Below are 17,082 nucleotides of genomic sequence, written 5' to 3' on the forward strand. Positions count from 1 at the left end.
ACTTATAGGTTTTAATGTCAAGAAAAACTTAAGACTGGAACTATTTACCTACCAGAACTTCAAAAGGCAGTTCTTTTAAAATATCGCTAATTAGCAAACACTTGTCCCGGGACTTCAATTGTCGCTGTGTTAACAAGCAATGATATTCTCCATCGGCAATCCCGGAGAGTTTCTCATTAGAAAACTTGACTTTATCCCAGGGTTCATCAAAGTCAAGAATACCGCTGAACCAGCGGCAAGCGATGATGATTAGCACAGCTCCTTGGTATTCACGCTGAAAAGCAATAAGATGCCTGCTCAGTGTTCCTTCGACCGTTAAGGGCTGATAATTGCCTTCGGTCAATAACACTTTATATTGTTTCCGCAGATGAAGCAGCTGACGAGTCAGATTGAATTTGATTCGTCCATCCTGCCAGTGGGTGAGCAGGCTTGATAAAGCCTCATCACTGGCTAAATTTTTTAGTTTCTCATAATCTACAGGGCGCCGATTATCCGGATCCACCAGGTCGAAACGCCAGGTTTCATTACCCTGATAAAGATCGGGAACCCCTGGGGTGGTGAATTTAATCAGGATTTGTGACAAGGAATTATACATTCCGAAAAAAGCCGTTTTTCTGGCAAAATCCGAGAAGTTGCATACAAATTGTTTATCTTTTAGAATTTGGTTCAGAAAACTAAGACAAGCCTTCTCATAGTTTTCTTTGGGTTCAAACCAGCTTGTGTGTTGTTTACGCTCACGCATTCCTTTAATAAAAAATTGCTCCAGCCGCTGCTCGTAATCACAATCCCCGGATGGTAATGGCCAGATCCCTAACAGAGATTGATACATGGCAATTTCATCGACAGGATCAGGAGCAACAAGCGTCTCAAGCTCTGTTTTCTTGGATTGATTATGTATTTGCCATTGCCTTAGTCGCTCATTCCACTCATCGGCTAATTCACTTAAAACATTCAGGCGTGCACGAAGGTCTTCACTCCGTTTGGTATCATGTGTGGAACTCGTATTGAAACTATACGGCCAATGGGTTTGGCGTGAAATAATGAATTCATGAAAGAGGGCAAGATTGCCGCAGTGTGCATTTAATTCAGGAGAGCTACCCACCTCATACAATGAAAGTAAGGCCGTGTCATTGTAGCCCGCTGTATCCTCAAAGCCTTTCGCCATTACCGGACCACTGAAGACCTCCCAATCATTTCGCCACTGCTGCCACTGCTTTTTTCTCAAAGCATCAAAGCATTCAGGATACTGATCAAGCAGTAGACTCTTAAATAAAAGGCCCAGCTCCCGATGTTCGGCTGGCAATTGACTCAGAATGGATTCCAGAATTTTTTCTGCAAACGCATAGCTGTCAGGTTGATGATATAACCGGTAAACCGGCATTCTGCTCGAAAATTCCAGCAAAAAATCGCCTGTTTTTTGAGGATCATAGTCATTAAGGATTGGGATAAGTGTGGAATGCAGCCTGTTAAATTCTTTTTCAAACAGCTTTTTTATTACTAGCTTTAGTGATTGTACCCGTATTTCCTCAGACCGCTGGGGTTTATCGCATAGCTTCTGATAAACCGTATAAAGTTTTTGAAGTCCTTTGGGGTCAATATAAATCTGATTCATATGATTAAGCCAGTCGTAACCGGTGGTTCCTGCAACTGGCCATGAAGGTGGTAAGGTTTCTTCAAATCCAAGAATTTTTTCGACTATCACATAAAAATCCCTGCCAATTTCTTCCTGCAGCTTCTTTAAATACGCCAAAGGCTGTCGTAAACCGTCGATATGATCCACACGTAAAGCCTGAATTTTACCCATCCTGATTAACTCAAGAATCAGTTTATGAATATGGGTGAACACAGCTTCTCGTTCTGTATTCATACACACCAATTCATTGATATCAAAAAAACGCCGGTAAGTCAGTTTGTTCTTATCCGATGAATCCCATTTGATATCAAAAAAATCACTATAAGTGGAGTTCTGATGTTTATTGGCGACATCCTGCCAAAGTGCGTTGTTCGGGCTGGCTGCCATGTGATTGGGCACAATATCCACACAAAGACCCATTCCGTAGTTGGCCAGGGCTTCGGTAAATTGAATAAAGGCTTCTTCTCCTCCCAATTCCTCATTCAGCTGCTGATAATTGATAACATCATAACCGTGCATGCTTCCGGGCTGTGCCTGTAAAAGAGGAGAACTGTAGACATCGCTGATACCAAGCTGATGCAAATAAGGAAGTATATTGATAGCTTCCTTGAAGCCAAACTGTTTGTGAAGCTGCAGGCGGTAGCTGGTCAGTGGAATAGTCATCAGACCTCCAGATTAAGTGCTTCGCCGAGGGATTTCAGCAGGGGTTCAGGATTATCGGCAGCAAGAAGCCGCTTTGTCACATTCTGCAGATGCCAGTAATTGATCTGAAGCGGCAGCGCATTCAGCTGCTTAATGAAATCAACCAGTTCAGTCAGTAACTCACTATTCTCAGGCTGATTTTCGAGTTGTATCGCATAGCGCTTTATTAAATGTCCGGCACGAAATCGAATGGAATCATCCAGGCGAATATTAAAGCGTTTGATCAGTTGAAACAGATTTTCCAACACTTCGGGGTTTCTTTCTTCATTATTGAAGTGGTCAAACAGGTCTTTATTGACAATATAAGCTATTGACTGAGCTACCGCCTTCGGCATTGGCATATGCAGATCCGAGATAAAGTAAAGGAGTGCTGCATTGTTGTTCATGAATTCATGATAGCGATTTTCCAGCTCGCCGGTAACGGACGATAAAATCTGGCCAGTAATTTTTAACTTCATATCATGGAAGAGGTCACGAAGAGACGTCGTTGCCTCGCCAAAATGTTGTTCAAATAATTTGACCAGCTCAAAAATTTCGCCCTTTTCGAATAACTCAAATAATTCATTCTCGACTGTTTCAAGTTGAGGGTCTGGACTACGAATGGCGCAGATGAGATTCTGGTCTCCTTGATAAAGCAGCGCATACCAGACCTGTATTGATTCCCCGGTAATTTGCGATCGAACATCCATCAGGCCCGAAAACAGTTTGACTTTACCCGCTTCAGCCTGTTTTGATTCTCTCAAATTAACCTCGTAACAAAATATGAGGATGGATTCCGAACCCTTGTATTCGCCGAAAGGAAGACTGACAGCCAGATGCGCTGAAACCTTAAATAAATCAATGACCAATGGTTTGATGAATAACTCATAAATTCGCCCTCCATTGGCAAACTCGGGCAGGTTTGAGGGAACCTCAGATAAACGATTAATAAACTCGGCCTCATAATCCACATCAGTCAGTTCCCTGGCCAATTGAATAGCACGGGCTGCATATTTTAAAATCTGAGTGGTTTCAAGACCGGATACCTCATCAAAAAACCAGCCGCAGCTCGTATACATCAACATGGCATGCCGCTGTAATTCCATCCATTTTAAAACCGCTGTTTCTTCCAGGGCGGACAGTGGATGACGGACATGCTGTTTTAAAAAATCACTTTGCTTACTGCGATCATTAATCACTTCAATATAATCGTTTCTGGCTCCCCAGGGGTCGTGTAACAATGTCTTTAGACTGGTTTCAAATGCCAGGATCAGCTGATCACGCAGCCAGTCCAGAGCGGCTCGCAGAGGACCGCGCCATTGCTGATGCCAGTCCTGACGGGTGCTGCAGCCACAATCGCTGCGCCATCGCTCTATGCCATGTGCGCAGCTCCAGGAAGAGTTTTCATGAATTTCTACCTGATATTGCGGCGGCTGCAATTCCAGAAAATATCCATAGTTGATGAGTTGTACATCCTCGGTGTTCTCAATAATATTCAAGGCATAGGCTAAGCCCATATCGCCATGCGCATGATGATGGCCATAGGATTCGCCATCTGTAGCGATATGCATTAAATTATGCTCTGTCTTCTGCTCTGAAAATGAATTGAGCAGACGCTGAGCAAAATTTTCACCCTGTGTCAGTAATTTTTCAAAGGCTACCGCTTTGGATACCTCACCATCGTAAAAAAACAGAGTGATGCTTCTTCCTGAGGGAAGTTGCTGCTGGTAGGAGGTTCCCGGAATGATGCCCTCAGTCCATTCCTCGTCATTGAAATGCCTGTATCGTCTGGCCTGATTGGGCGCCAAAATGGTAAACTGAATACCGAGCTCGCTCATAAAATCGAGCGTTTCTAGATCCACTGCCGTTTCCGACAACCACAGTCCCTCGGGTTTGCGCTTGAAATAATGCTCAAAGGTTTTAACGCCCCACAGCAATTGAGTATATTTATCCCGAGAATTTGCGAGTGGCATAATCAGATGATTATAAGCTTGTGCCAGGGCATTGCCATGTCCCTTGAATTGTTTCTGGCTTTCTTTATCAGCCTCCAGGATTGATTCAAGTAGTTGCGGGGCCTTCTCCTGAATCCAGGACAGCAGAGTAGGGCCAAAATTAAAGCTTATTTTACTGTAATTATTGAGAATCTCAGTGATTTGCCCCTTGGCATTTAAAATCCTTGCCCCAGAGTTAGGCAGATAACATTCGTCATTTATCCGCTCATTCCAGTCATGATAGGGAAAGGCGGAATCCTGAGTTTCGATTTCCTCTAGCCATGGATTTTCCCGTGGCGGTTGATAAAAATGTCCGTGTATACAAATATAATTAGCCATACTGATTATCCTTAAACAGTAAAAATCCGAAAGGGGGAAGCTGATCGTCTCGCCATTCAGCCTGGAAATTGTTTGTCCATTGCTGGTGGTAAGAATTCAAAAGCAGTGTCCAGTTGCCGCTCAGACTATCGGCGATGGAGTGGTTTTCCTGCGAAAAGCTGGCAAGTATTAGAACCGGTTCTTCCTGATGATGCTTCAGAATAGTTAGCAGTTGTTTTTGTTGATCCCAATGAATTTCCTGCGCATTTTTGTCCAGCGTATTGATTGCCTTGAGCGAGCGCCGAAGCTGAATTAACTGTTTATAAAAATTCCATAGTTTTCTGTGCTTATTATCCTGTTTCAGATGATGGTTAAGCTTACTCGTCTGAAATGTTAATTCATTTTGGGGATCAGGCAGCGAGTCATCTATAAATGAAAATTCCTTCTTCCGGCCCTGGCGTACCGCTTCAATTAACCGGGGATCGGAATGGCTGATAAAGTAGAGGAAAGGGGCAGGGTCTGCATATTCCTCCCCCATAAAAAGCAGAGGAATAAAGGGGGAGGTCAATAACAGACCGGCTGCCAGTTTTAATTGTTCTTCGTCAAGCAAATGATTTAAACGCTCCCCCTTCGCCCGATTACCAATCTGATCATGATTTTGTAAACAAACCACCAGGCGTTCTGAAGGAATGGCAACAGAACTTCGGCCATGAGGTTTTTTTCGGAATACCGAATATTCCCCCGAATAGACAAAGCCTTCACGAAAGGCTTTCATAAGCTGTTCAAAGCGTCCAAAATCCTGATAATAATTCTGTGTTTCGTGGGTAAGAAGGCTGTGAATCGCATGATGGAAATCATCGTTCCACTGCGCATCAATTCCATAGCCGCCTTTCTTTTTTTCAGCAATCAGTCTGACATCATTGGCATCATTTTCGGCAATCAGATAAAAGGGTTTTTTAATTTCTTTTGATAGCTCCTGCACAGCGTCAGCCAGTTCTTCAAGAAAAGGATAAGCCGATGTATCGATAATGGCATGCAAGGCATCAAGACGAAGGGCATCAATGTCATACTCAATAAACCAGTGCAGCGCATTTTCGATAAAATAGCGCCTGACATGATGGTTGAACTGATCATCAAAGTTGAGCATTTGCCCCCAGGGACTTTGATATTTTTCCGTAAAATAAGGGCCAAATTTGGTAAAATGATTGCCTTCCGGTCCGATGTGGTTATAAACCACATCGAGAATTACGGCGATATCACGTGAATGACAAGCCTGAATCAACGCTTTCAAGCCTTGCGGCCCCCCATAGGAATTTTGAACTGCGAAGGGATAGACCCCGTCATAACCCCAGTTTCTATCCCCTGAGAACTGAGCAATGGGCATTAACTCGATGGCGGTGATTCCCAGATCTTTTAATTCATCCAGATGATTAATAATGGCTGTAAACTGGCCTTCATGCGTGTAGGTCCCCACATGGATTTCATAAATAATATAATTCCGAAGGGGGATATTTGGCCAACGAGACGCAATTTTCTGTCGCTCAAGGATAGCAGCAGGACCGGTAATACCCTGAGGAAGAAAATCGGCCGCCGGATCCGCAAATCGTTGGTTATCAAAAAGATAATAATAACTATCCCCCGGTTTAATGTTATTGAGAGCAAAAAAATAATAGCCGTCTTTTTGTTCCAGCATTGGAAAAACAACTGTATTTCCCCTGGTATCTGTTATTTCCAGCTGAGGTTTGACTGCATTGGGCGCCCAAACTTTGAATTCGCAATGGCCGCTGGAGTCAAGATGTGCCCCCAAGAGTCTTTTGTTTATTTTATCCATTGATAAATCACCAGACTGAGCCCAGGCAGGGTTAATGACAGAGAGTATGGGCGGTTGTGGAAAGGGCAGGCTTCAGCTGTGAGAAGTTCATTCTGATTTTGAGCGGAGCCGCCATAAAGAGCAGCGTCACTGTCCAGCAGCAGTTGCCAGTTCCCCGCTTCAGGAACTCCAAGGCGGTAATTGCTGCGAGTCACTGGCGTACAATTGAAAGCAATCAACAGGCATTCATTCTGACTCGATTTTCGGATGAAGCTGTATACGCTGTTATCGGCATCACTGCAATCGATCCATTCAAAACCATGGGCTTGCCAGTCAAGCTCATGTAAGGCTGTCTGGGAACGATAAAGCCGGTTGAGATCACGCACCCAGTGTTGCAGCCCCTGATGAATTGGATAATCCAGCACATGCCAGTCGAGACTACTCTCATGGTTCCATTCACTATACTGACCAAACTCAGAGCCCATGAAGATTAACTTTTTACCGGGCAGACAAAACATATAGCCGTACAGGAGGCGTAAATTGGCAAATTTACAGTATTCATCCCCAGGCATCTTATTAATGAGCGATCCTTTGCCATAAACTACTTCGTCATGTGAAAGTGATAATGTGAAGTTTTCTGTAAAGGCGTAAACCATACGAAAAGATAATTCATGCTGGTGGTAGTGCCTGAAAATGGGATCGCGGGAGAAGTACAAGAGGGTGTCATGCATCCATCCCATATCCCACTTAAAACCAAACCCCAAACCTCCAAACTCAATGGGAGCGGAAACGCCTGTCCAGGCGGTGGACTCTTCCGCGAACATTTGAATATCTGGAAAATACTGATAGGCAGTTTTATTCAGTGTCCTTAAAAAATGAATGGCTTCCAGATTTTCATGGCCGCCTTTTTCATTGGGCAGCCATTCCCCTTCTTTGCGGGAGTAATTCAGATAAAGCATGGAGGCGACTGCATCAACGCGAATAGCATCGATGTGATACTTTTCAAACCAGAACATCGCACTGCTGATAAGAAACGCCTGTACCTCATGCCGGCCATAGTTGAAAATGGCGCTCTTCCAATCCGGATGAAATCCTTTCCGCTCATCGGAATGTTCGAAAAGATGGGTTCCATCAAATTGTGCCAGACCATGCTCATCCATAGGAAAATGCGAAGGAACCCAATCTAAAATGACTGCAATATCCTGCTGATGCAGGTAATCGATTAAATACATAAAATCCTGAGGGGTTCCGAAGCGTGCGCTGGGGGCAAAATAGCTTACAGTCTGATAACCCCAGGAGCCGTAAAAAGGATGTTCCATAACCGGGAGGAATTCTACATGGGTAAATCCCATCTGCTTTACATAGTCAGCCAATAAAGGCGCCAGTTCGCGATAGCTTAAATAACGATTATTTTCTTCTGGAACCCGCCGCCATGAACCTAAATGGACTTCATAAATAGAGATGGGAGAGTTTAAACTCTGCTTTGATTTTCTTTTTTTAAGCCATTCCTCGTCCTGCCATTCATAATCCAAATCCCAGACAATGGAAGCGGTGCAGGGTGGCGTTTCCTGATAAAACGCAAAGGGATCTGCCTTCTGAGCAGTAAATTGCAGGCGATCGGATTCAATAGTGTACTTATATAAATCCCCAACCTTGACGCCGGGTATAAATCCCTCCCAGATCCCGGAGTTCCCCCGCGAGCTTAAAGAATGCTCGGTTTTATTCCAGTGATTGAATGAACCCACGACCGATACCTGCGATGCATTCGGAGCCCATACTGCAAAATTAACCCCAGTAACATTATCCTGCTTGCTAACATGTGCGCCAAGGTGCCTGTATAAGTGAAAATGGTTTCCCTCATTGAAGAGATGGAGGTCCTGTGCGGAAAAAAGACTTTGGCGCGGGTGCTTCACCGGCCTTCTTCTCTTGTGAATTTCCTTTAATTGTCTGCTGATTGTGGACATTTGCTTTATCTGCTCCATGGAGTAGCGCAACTTTCTCTGCCAATTGGGCTCTTCAGTTGCATTGGGGATATTTTGGGAATAAATTTCGCTCCAAAGATCTTCTATGTTCACAAGCTGCAAGGCGGCTGGGCTTTGCGCAAGCATTTGCCAGGTGGACGATAGGAGATCGGCGGAATTTAACTGTTGTTTCTTTAAGGTGGCAGTTAATGTTTTTAGCTGATAACGACGTTTCTTATGCATTTGCCTGGCATAGGTTTCATCGATTAATTTTAATTCCTGAAATTTAGTAATATCGAGACCCTGGCACCAGGCAGAAAAAGGGGGCATATCATGGGTATTGATGCAGGTCAGCGTTTTACAGGTTGTGGGAATTATTTTTTCGCGGGCATCCAGGGCATATTGTAAAACGTTCATGTTGAGCATCCCATGATGCTTCATCAGCCGGTTTGTTTCAGGAGGAACGGAGCCTAGGTTTTCTCCGACAATCATCACCTGATGCCGATGCGATTCCAGACAGAGGATGGCATATATTTCTTCTGCTGGATACCTAAGATAAGCCCCCTTGCTTGCGGGATGTCCTTCGGGGATTAAATATAAACGATTGAAGCCCATGACATGATCAATGCGCAAAATATCAACCTGCTTAAAGATGTTTTGAATCAGTTGAATAAACCAGAGATAAGCCTGCTCGCGTAATTTAGCAGGATTTAAAGCCGGCATCCCCCAGTTCTGGCCTTCAAGAAATAAGGGATCAGGCGGCGAGCCCATTGCAGTTTCAGTCAGATAAAGTGTTTGCTGACGCCAGACATCAAAGCCATTGCGATGTGCACCAATAGGTAAATCAAGATAAAGGTATTGGCCTCGCTGGTTGATTTTCTTCTTTAATGCGCTAAGTTGTTGATGCAACTGCCACTGCGCGGCCAGATGATAATGATACATTTCACTGGGCACATCCTCCTCTGTCAAAAGGCCGTTCCTTTGTCTTTGCGGCCAGTTCCGCCATTCTTCACCAGTGCATTCCATGTAGGCTCTAAAGAGTGCATAAACTTTGATTTCAGGATGCGCTTCGATAAATCGATTCAGTGCCTCCCGGTTTTCGGGCAATCCAAGTATCCGTGTGAATTGTTCGCTGGCGATTTCGCGCTTTAAAGAAGCAGTCCGTTGATAATCAATGAATGGCAATTGGTTCAGCGCTTCGATGGCGGCGCTAAATTCAGGGTCTATTGGTCCGCATTGCCGTAAATCAAGATAAAACTCATTGGCAAACAGACGACTGACTGGGGAATAAGGACTAGGCTCACAGGGAGAATTAAGAAAGGCTGAAAAAAGTGGCGTGCTGGCAATGAGCCCGAGTCTTTCTTCTGCCATCCACTGAGACAAAGAATCCATATCGCCCAGATCGCCGCATCCTATACTTTTGTCAGAATGCAGAGAATATAATGGACAAAAAAGGCCAATTTTTTTCTCATCACAAAGTCTGTCGTCAAAATAAATAGTTCCAGGGGCTGAAATTATCAGACTCTGGTATTGTCGCTTTCCAGTTTTGAGGGTGAATTGATGATAGCCAAAAAGAAGAGCAGGTAATTGAATATTAATCTGATAGGAATCGGCTGATATTTTTTGCTGAGGCCTGATATTTACAGCTTCCTCAATTATAGAGCCCTGTTCAGTTATTAAAGACCAGCTGACTGCTGCTGCCTCTTCTGGCAATAACCGGAATTTTATAACTGACTGTTTCTGATCCCAGACAACATACACTGGCTCTAAGGGCTGTTGAGACAGGTTTTGCTGGTATTGCTCAAAAACTGGAAGGACTTCATGAATCGCATTAACAGGATAACCCAGCATACGAATCAGGCTCATCAGCGTCTCCACAGACGCTTCGACCTGTTCTTTCCAGGCATTGCGATAACTGGTTATTATACCGAGCTGTTCAGCGAACCGTTTTAAAATAATAATCTGTTCTTCGTCCTTTGCCACTCATCACTCCAATAATGCAATCAGGCCCTTGCAGGGAACATGAACCCAGTCAGGACGGTTATTAATCTCATATTCAATTTCATAGAGCACCTTTTCCAGCATAAAAATTTTCAATAAAAATAGCAGGTTGCCTTCATCAGCGGGCAGCAAGCTGCGAATACCGTCGAAATTTAAATAGCTGCCTAAATAGAGTTGACAGATCCAGGCATAGAGCTTTTCAGGTGATAATTCTTTTAAGGCTAAATCCATCTCCTTGTTTTGCGTAACGGTGTAAACGGCATAGTGAAAAGAGCGAAGCATTCCGGCAATATCTTTCAGAGGAGAACGTTTTATCTTGCGTTCAGACAAGGGGCGGTTAGGCTCTCCTTCATAATCAATAATGATAAAATCATCACCGGTATAAAGAATTTGTCCGAGATGAAAATCGCCATGACAACGAATTTTTTTACCATTAAAACGTTTATTCAAAAGGGATTGTACTGTTGCTTTTAAACGGCTTTCAGCCAGTTTGTCCTGAAGAGAGCTGTATAGCTCAGGTTCAAGCGATGATTTTAATGAACTGAGATGCTTTTTAGCTTTAGTAAGAATAGAACGCAGGGACTGATAGAGACTCCGCTGATCAAACCAATTGAAATCTTCCTGTTTAAAATCCGAATTCGAAGAGGATTCGGCTAAAGCGATATGCATGGCGGCTGTTTTTTCGGCCAGTTTTTCTATGGAAGTCGAATAAATCCCCAGCATTTGGCTTACCTGTTCAGGAACCGGTACCAGTTTATGCCAGGGCAAATCCACTGCTGGAAAAACCAGCGAGCCGCTGTTGCCTTCTTCCAGCAAATTACTTAAATGGTTGATACTGTAAGCCCAGGCATCCCCTTCATTCGGAATATGTTCCTGAATAATACCTAAGGTAACCGGCTTACCCTGATCTTCATACTGCAAATGAGAAAGGATTTTGGGCAAGCGAAAATTACTCTTTTTCATGAGTAATTCGGTAATTTCTACTTCAGGATTAACACCTGTTTCACAGCGGCGATATAATTTAAACAATGCAGCATTGTATCGTATGGATGTATTGGATTGCTCGGCATTAATGGGTTCTTTTTGAAAATTGCTTTCTGACAAAAGGTGTTTCTTATACCCGCGGTTAGGCATTATCGAAAGTTTACCCCGGGCCCCCTTCAACTGACGATTGGAGCCGAATAAATTAAATAATTCGCTCCATAAAGAAGGAATATGTGCCGCATCTACCAAATACGCCGATTGCATTTCTGTTTTTAGAGTACATATAACTTTTTGAGTGGCGGTTTGGCTGATTTCATGATGATCTTCTTCTCTGGTAATGAACAGAGAATATTTTTCCGCTTCCTTGTCTTTATATTCAACCAGGATAATTAACAGATAAACAGGGGTTGGTTTTTTCAGTGCCAGAATAGAATCGTAAATCGAGAGCCTGGTGATCTTATGGTTTTTTGAACGATACCATCGGCAATTGATAATGTAATTTTCCAATACAGTTTCAAGCTTGTTTTTTGCTTTTCCTTCAAAAATTTCTGAAAGATCCTTTTTGATTTCTATTTCATCCTTTTTTCGCTTATCTGAAACAACGGATTCTGGTTTCTGTAATTCAAGCCATAGAAATCCATAGGCTGGAAGCACGAAGAAATAGGGTGTTTCCTGTATCGAGGGAAATTGATTTTTTCCAAACACTTCCAGTAGTTTAAAATTAACGAAACTGGACAAATCAAGAAAAGTGGATTGAATATTTTTTGATAGATTAATCAATACCAGTAAGCGCTGCTCTTCATAAGTTCGATAAAATGCGAGAATTTTGGGATTTTCAGCGGTTAACAATTCAATCGTTCCCCGCGAAAAGGCAGGATAACTATTTCGTACTTCGATGGTATGTTTCATCCACCATAATAAAGAGTGAGAATTTTGCAATTGCAGCTCAACATTGACTGCCTGATAATTATATTCCGGATCAATAATGACTGGCGAGTAAAGCCTTTGCGGGGTTGCCTTGGAGAAGCCAGCGTTTAAATCAGCTGACCATTGCATGGGCGTTCTGACCCCATTTCGATCGCCAAGATAAATATTGTCTCCCATACCAATTTCATCGCCATAATAAATAATAGGAGTGCCTGGCAGGGAAAACAGCATGGCATTTAATAATTCAATTCGCCGCCTGTCGCCATCAAGCAAAGGGGCCAACCGTCTGCGTATTCCCAGATTGATTCGCATTTGCTGGTCCTGGGCATACATACGGTACATGTAGTCACGCTCTTCATCGGTAACCATCTCAAGAGTTAATTCGTCATGGTTACGAAGAAAGATAGCCCACTGACAGTTTTCGGGAATCGCCGGAGTCTGTTCAATAATATCAATGAGTGGAAAGCGATCTTCCATTTTGACAGCCATGTACATTCTTGGCATCAGTGGGAAGTGAAAGGCCATCTGACATTCGTCCCCCTGGCCAAAATACTGTACGGCATCGTCAGGCCACTGATTAGCCTCTGCTAACAAAAGGCGATTGGGAAATTTATGTTTGACATGAGCGCTTAGCTTTTTTAAAAATTCGTGGGTTTCAGGCAGATTTTCACAACTTGTGCCTTCCCTTTGAAACAGGTAGGGAATGGCATCAAGCCTTAAACCGTCAACGCCCAGGTTTAACCAGAAGTCGACAATTTTAAAAACTTCTTTCTGAACATTCGGATTATCGTAGTTCAAATCGGGCTGATGCGAGTAAAAGCGATGCCAGTAATAGGCTTTCGCTACAGGATCCCATGCCCAATTTGAGGTTTCAAAATCACGAAAAATAATGCGCGCGTCGCTGAATTCGCTGGCATCATTACTCCAGGTGTAAAAATTCCGCCAATAGGAGCCAGGCTTTGCCCGCCTTGATTTCTGGAACCAGGGGTGTGCATTGCTGGTATGATTGATTACCAGTTCGGTAATAATTTTAATATTACGCTGATGGGCTTCTTTCAGCAGGGCTTTAAAGTCTTTTAAAGAACCATAAATGGGATTAATGCTGCTATAGTCCGCAATATCATAGCCTTCATCTTTAAGTGGTGAGGGGTAAAAAGGCAGAAGCCAGACGGCATTAATTCCCAGAAATTTCAGGTAATCGAGTTTTTTTATCAATCCTTGAAAATCACCAATCCCATCGTCATTGCTGTCAAAAAAACTGCGGATGTGAATTTGATAAATGACTGCATCTTTATACCAGTCAATACGTTCTCTGGATTGGCTATCCTTGCTCATGTTGGATTCTCTCTGATATGAAATATGTGTGCGCAACGAGCTTTGGCTGGATCCAGCTCTACATAACAGGAACCCGTATGCCACTGATAGGTTTCATCATGCAGTAAGTCATGTACTACAAAGTCATCTCCCGGAAGCGGAAGATTATTCCGCTTAATGTCAATAAATCCCGATTGCGTATACTGATAGTCAAGATTAACCACAATAAGTATATGATCCTGACTTTCTTCACAGTGTTTGCTGTAGCAAATCAGTTGTGGGTTATCTGTATTGTGAAAGCGAATAGACCGTGTATTCTGTAAAGCCGGATGATCTTTTCGTATGTGATTGACTCTTGAGATTATCGCATCAATATTCTGACTGCTCTTCACATGTCGTTTGATCTCATATTTTTCAGAGTCAAGATATTCCTCGGCTCCTTCATGCAGTGGGGTATTAATACAATTTTCATAAACAGGGCCATAAAGCCCATAATTACTGCTTAAAGTGGCCGCCAGAATGAAGCGCGCAATGAATGCAGGCTGCCCGCCTGTTTGCAGACATTCGGGTAGAATGTCAGGGGTATTCGCCCAGAAGTTGGGTCTGAAGAAATCAGAAACCGGTTGAGAAACCAACTCTTCCATATAGGAAGTCAATTCTTCTTTTGTATTGCGCCATGTGAAATAGGTATAAGATTGACTAAAACCACATTTAGCCAGGTGATACATTACCTTGGGACGGGTAAATGCTTCCGACAAAAATAAGACTTCAGGGTGCTCTTTTTTTATTTCCTGAATCAGCCATTCCCAGAAAATAAAAGGCTTGGTATGAGGATTGTCTACCCGAAACAAAGTGATTCCGGCTTTGATCCAGTAGTCTATAATCGATTTAAATTCCAGCCACATGGCCTGCCATTGTTCAGAGCCAAAATTTAAAGGGTAAATGTCCTGATATTTTTTAGGTGGATTTTCTGCATATTGCAGTGAGCCATCTGGTAAATGTTTGAACCATTCCGGGTGTTTATGCAGATACGGATGGTCCGGACTGCATTGAAGTGCGAAATCAAGGGCAATGTCGATACCCAATGTGCGGGCTTTATTAATCAATTCCTTGAGGTCTGTATAACTGCCCAGTTCTGGATGGATAGCCTTATGACCCCCCTCCGTGCTGCCTATCGCCCAAGGGCTGCCTGGCTCATGCTCCATTGCGGTAACTGAATTATTTTTACCTTTACGATTGGTTTTACCAATAGGATGAATCGGAGGAAGATAAATTACATCAAAACCTAATTCCTTAATATGGGGAAGATAGTTAATCAAATCCTGAAAATTTCCATGCTGACCTGATGAGGAAACAGATCGTGGAAACACTTCGTACCAGGCACTAAATCGAGCTTTAACCGGATCAACCCGAATACTTAGAACCTTCTCATAACGAGTTATAAAAGCAGGGGTTATATGTTCTCTCAGCCACTTTTTGATATTATTTTTTGAGAAAAATTTTTCGATTTTTGAGTAAGATTTTTCATTCTCAATTTTGTCGACAATTATTTGAATTGTTTTGTCGTCTTTTTTGACAAAATTTTTAAAAAAGTTTACTCCGATCGCTCTTTCATTTGCAACGTCCATTTTTAATTGCATTTTTTTGACAAATCTTTTTTTCCATGTTGAAAACTCATCGATCCATGCCTCAATTGTGAAATGATAAATTCCTAGTTTCTTTGCCAGGAACTTTGCGGTAACACAATCATTATCAGGAGAAGAGAACTTTACTCTTTTCCATTTATCTTCGGACTCATGTTTGTAAACTAATTCTGCATATATTTCATCGATTCCATCCGTGAAAATATCAGCATCTATAATGATAATATCATCCAGGATTCGTTTCACCTGATATTTTCCATTATCAATACTAGGGTTAACCCTAGTAATAAAAACTCGTTTCAATCCCTCAATGTTTTTTAGTGAACTACTCATGACTTATTGTCCTCTTTACAGGGTCCTTTGATTTGGAATACAATGAATTTTATAAAACAATATTTGCTAATTATCTGATGCTACACTATTTTTATTTACCTGACGACCTAATTGGAATTTTAAATGTTGCAGATGAAAAGGACTTTTCTATACCTCGCGCTGTTATCTTTTTCCATTAATTTTGGATTCACTTTCCAATTATCAAATTTGAGTGCGCTTTTTAAAATTTCGGGAGCAAACGATTTTATATTGCCTTTGCTCTGGTTAATTCCGCCATTAACCGGTGTTTTTATACAACCTTTGATTGGGTATATCAGTGATAAATCGGTAACTAAAATTGGACGAAGAAAGCCCTATATTCTGGTGTGGGGATTAGTCGGCGCTTTTTCATTTTGTTTATTGCCTTTGCAAAGCTCGCTATTTAATATTGTGCTATTTACTTTCTTTATCGACTGCAGTCTCAATGGCAGTGCAGAAGGACTTCGCGCCCTGACTGCGGATAGCTTTCAGGAAGATAAAACCCGTATGCAGGCGTTTTCAGCTGAGGCTTTTTTTGCCGGACTTGGTGGTGTTTTAGGTGCTTTTCTACCGATTGCAGTGCATAAAATTATTGCTATTGAATCAAGTGATTTTGCGCTTCCATTGAATCTAAGTATCTCCTATGTTACTTGTGGAGTTTTATTCATAATTGTTGTGTTTTTCTTCCTTAGAAAAGTAGACGAAAAACCGGTAAATTTGCTTAAACTTGATTTTGGCCTGTTCTGTAAATTGCTAAGGGAGCTTGCAGTCAGTATTAAAGGCATACGCAAGGAAATCAAAAAAGCCGATTCCTTATTTTTGAAGTTATTGATAATTCACAGCATATCCTGGATGGGAGTTTTCATATTTTGGCTATATTTTAGCTTGTGTATCGCTCAGGAAAATTATCATTTTCCCTATACCGGTTCGTCTAATGAAAATCTTCATTTAATGAAGGCTGCCAGCCTCGACAGCTCATTTTATTTTTCGCTCTATCAATACGTTAGTCTTATGTTTACTATGCTCGTTTTTATATTCTCAAAATATATAAGAGTCGAGACTTTGCATGGATTCGCATTATTTGGCGGCGGTATAGGCGTGGGTCTAATTGGTTTTGTAAGTTCTTCAACCAGCCTTATCTTTTCATCAATTTGTATCGGAATAATGTGGGGAAGTTTAATCTCTTTACCTTATGTGGTGTTGTCAAAATTTTTGCCCAGGGAAAGTATCGGTACCTATCTAGGCATCTTTAATATGAGTATTACTTTTCCTCAGATCATTTGTGCTTTGATATTACCTCCTGTCTACTTTTATTTTCTAAAGTCTCATGCCGCCTATGCACTGTTATCAGGAGGAGTTTTAATCCTGATAAGCAGCGTCTTTTGGCTCAGGTTATTTCATTTTCAGCCTGATCTGCGTCGTGTGCCAGCGTTGTTGAATAAATAGAAAGCCTGTCGCAACGCGGATT

Annotated in this window: 7 protein-coding genes; 1 reads left to right on the forward strand and 6 read right to left on the reverse strand. The window is 42.3% G+C overall.

The annotated features are described in order from the left end of the window. Positions 1 to 40: 40 nt before the first annotated feature. From treY to LXA66_RS04415, 6 genes are read right to left on the reverse strand one after another with little or no spacing between them, the layout of a single operon-like run. Positions 41 to 2,296, reverse strand: coding sequence for a malto-oligosyltrehalose synthase (gene treY / locus LXA66_RS04390; RefSeq protein WP_233012120.1), 2,256 nt, complete (start codon positions 2,294 to 2,296; stop codon positions 41 to 43). Beyond that, positions 2,296 to 4,644 carry a DUF3536 domain-containing protein gene (locus tag LXA66_RS04395; protein WP_233012121.1) on the reverse strand — a complete coding sequence of 783 codons (2,349 nt, stop codon included), beginning with the start codon at positions 4,642 to 4,644 and terminating at the stop codon, positions 2,296 to 2,298. Before LXA66_RS04395 ends, treY begins: the two co-directional genes overlap by 1 nt. Further along, positions 4,637 to 6,454 (reverse strand): malto-oligosyltrehalose trehalohydrolase, encoded by a 1,818-nt coding sequence (gene treZ, locus LXA66_RS04400; RefSeq protein WP_233012122.1) that lies wholly within the window; start codon positions 6,452 to 6,454, stop codon positions 4,637 to 4,639. The genes LXA66_RS04395 and treZ overlap by 8 nt, the downstream gene beginning before the upstream one ends. Further along, positions 6,442 to 10,377 carry a 1,4-alpha-glucan branching protein GlgB gene (gene glgB, locus LXA66_RS04405; RefSeq protein ID WP_233012124.1) on the reverse strand — a complete coding sequence of 1,312 codons (3,936 nt, stop codon included), beginning with the start codon at positions 10,375 to 10,377 and terminating at the stop codon, positions 6,442 to 6,444. Before glgB ends, treZ begins: the two co-directional genes overlap by 13 nt. 3 nt (positions 10,378 to 10,380) lie before the next feature. Next, positions 10,381 to 13,641 carry a maltose alpha-D-glucosyltransferase gene (treS, locus tag LXA66_RS04410; protein ID WP_233012126.1) on the reverse strand — a complete coding sequence of 1,087 codons (3,261 nt, stop codon included), beginning with the start codon at positions 13,639 to 13,641 and terminating at the stop codon, positions 10,381 to 10,383. After that, a complete protein-coding gene (locus LXA66_RS04415) occupies positions 13,638 to 15,596 on the reverse strand; it encodes an alpha-1,4-glucan--maltose-1-phosphate maltosyltransferase (protein WP_233012128.1) in 1,959 nt (652 codons plus the stop codon). Before LXA66_RS04415 ends, treS begins: the two co-directional genes overlap by 4 nt. 123 nt (positions 15,597 to 15,719) lie before the next feature. On the opposite strand from LXA66_RS04415, the gene LXA66_RS04420 reads away from it, so the two are divergent. Continuing rightward, on the forward strand, positions 15,720 to 17,060 hold the full coding sequence (locus tag LXA66_RS04420) for an MFS transporter (protein WP_233012130.1): 1,341 nt from the start codon (positions 15,720 to 15,722) through the stop codon (positions 17,058 to 17,060). Positions 17,061 to 17,082: the final 22 nt, after the last annotated feature.

The sequence above is a fragment of the Legionella sp. 16cNR16C genome (assembly GCF_021297775.1).
GTDB lineage: Bacteria > Pseudomonadota > Gammaproteobacteria > Legionellales > Legionellaceae > Legionella_C > Legionella_C quinlivanii_A.

Excerpts from the sequence above, each read along its gene's own strand:
- treS (WP_233012126.1), bottom strand. The coding sequence starts at position 13,641 with ATGAGCAAGGATAGCCAATCCAGAGAACGTATTGACTGGTATAAAGAT.
- treZ (WP_233012122.1), bottom strand. The coding sequence starts at position 6,454 with ATGGATAAAATAAACAAAAGACTCTTGGGGGCACATCTTGACTCCAGC.
- LXA66_RS04395 (WP_233012121.1), bottom strand. The coding sequence starts at position 4,644 with ATGGCTAATTATATTTGTATACACGGACATTTTTATCAACCGCCACGG.
- LXA66_RS04420 (WP_233012130.1), top strand. The coding sequence starts at position 15,720 with ATGTTGCAGATGAAAAGGACTTTTCTATACCTCGCGCTGTTATCTTTT.
- LXA66_RS04415 (WP_233012128.1), bottom strand. The coding sequence starts at position 15,596 with ATGAGTAGTTCACTAAAAAACATTGAGGGATTGAAACGAGTTTTTATT.
- treY (WP_233012120.1), bottom strand. The coding sequence starts at position 2,296 with ATGACTATTCCACTGACCAGCTACCGCCTGCAGCTTCACAAACAGTTT.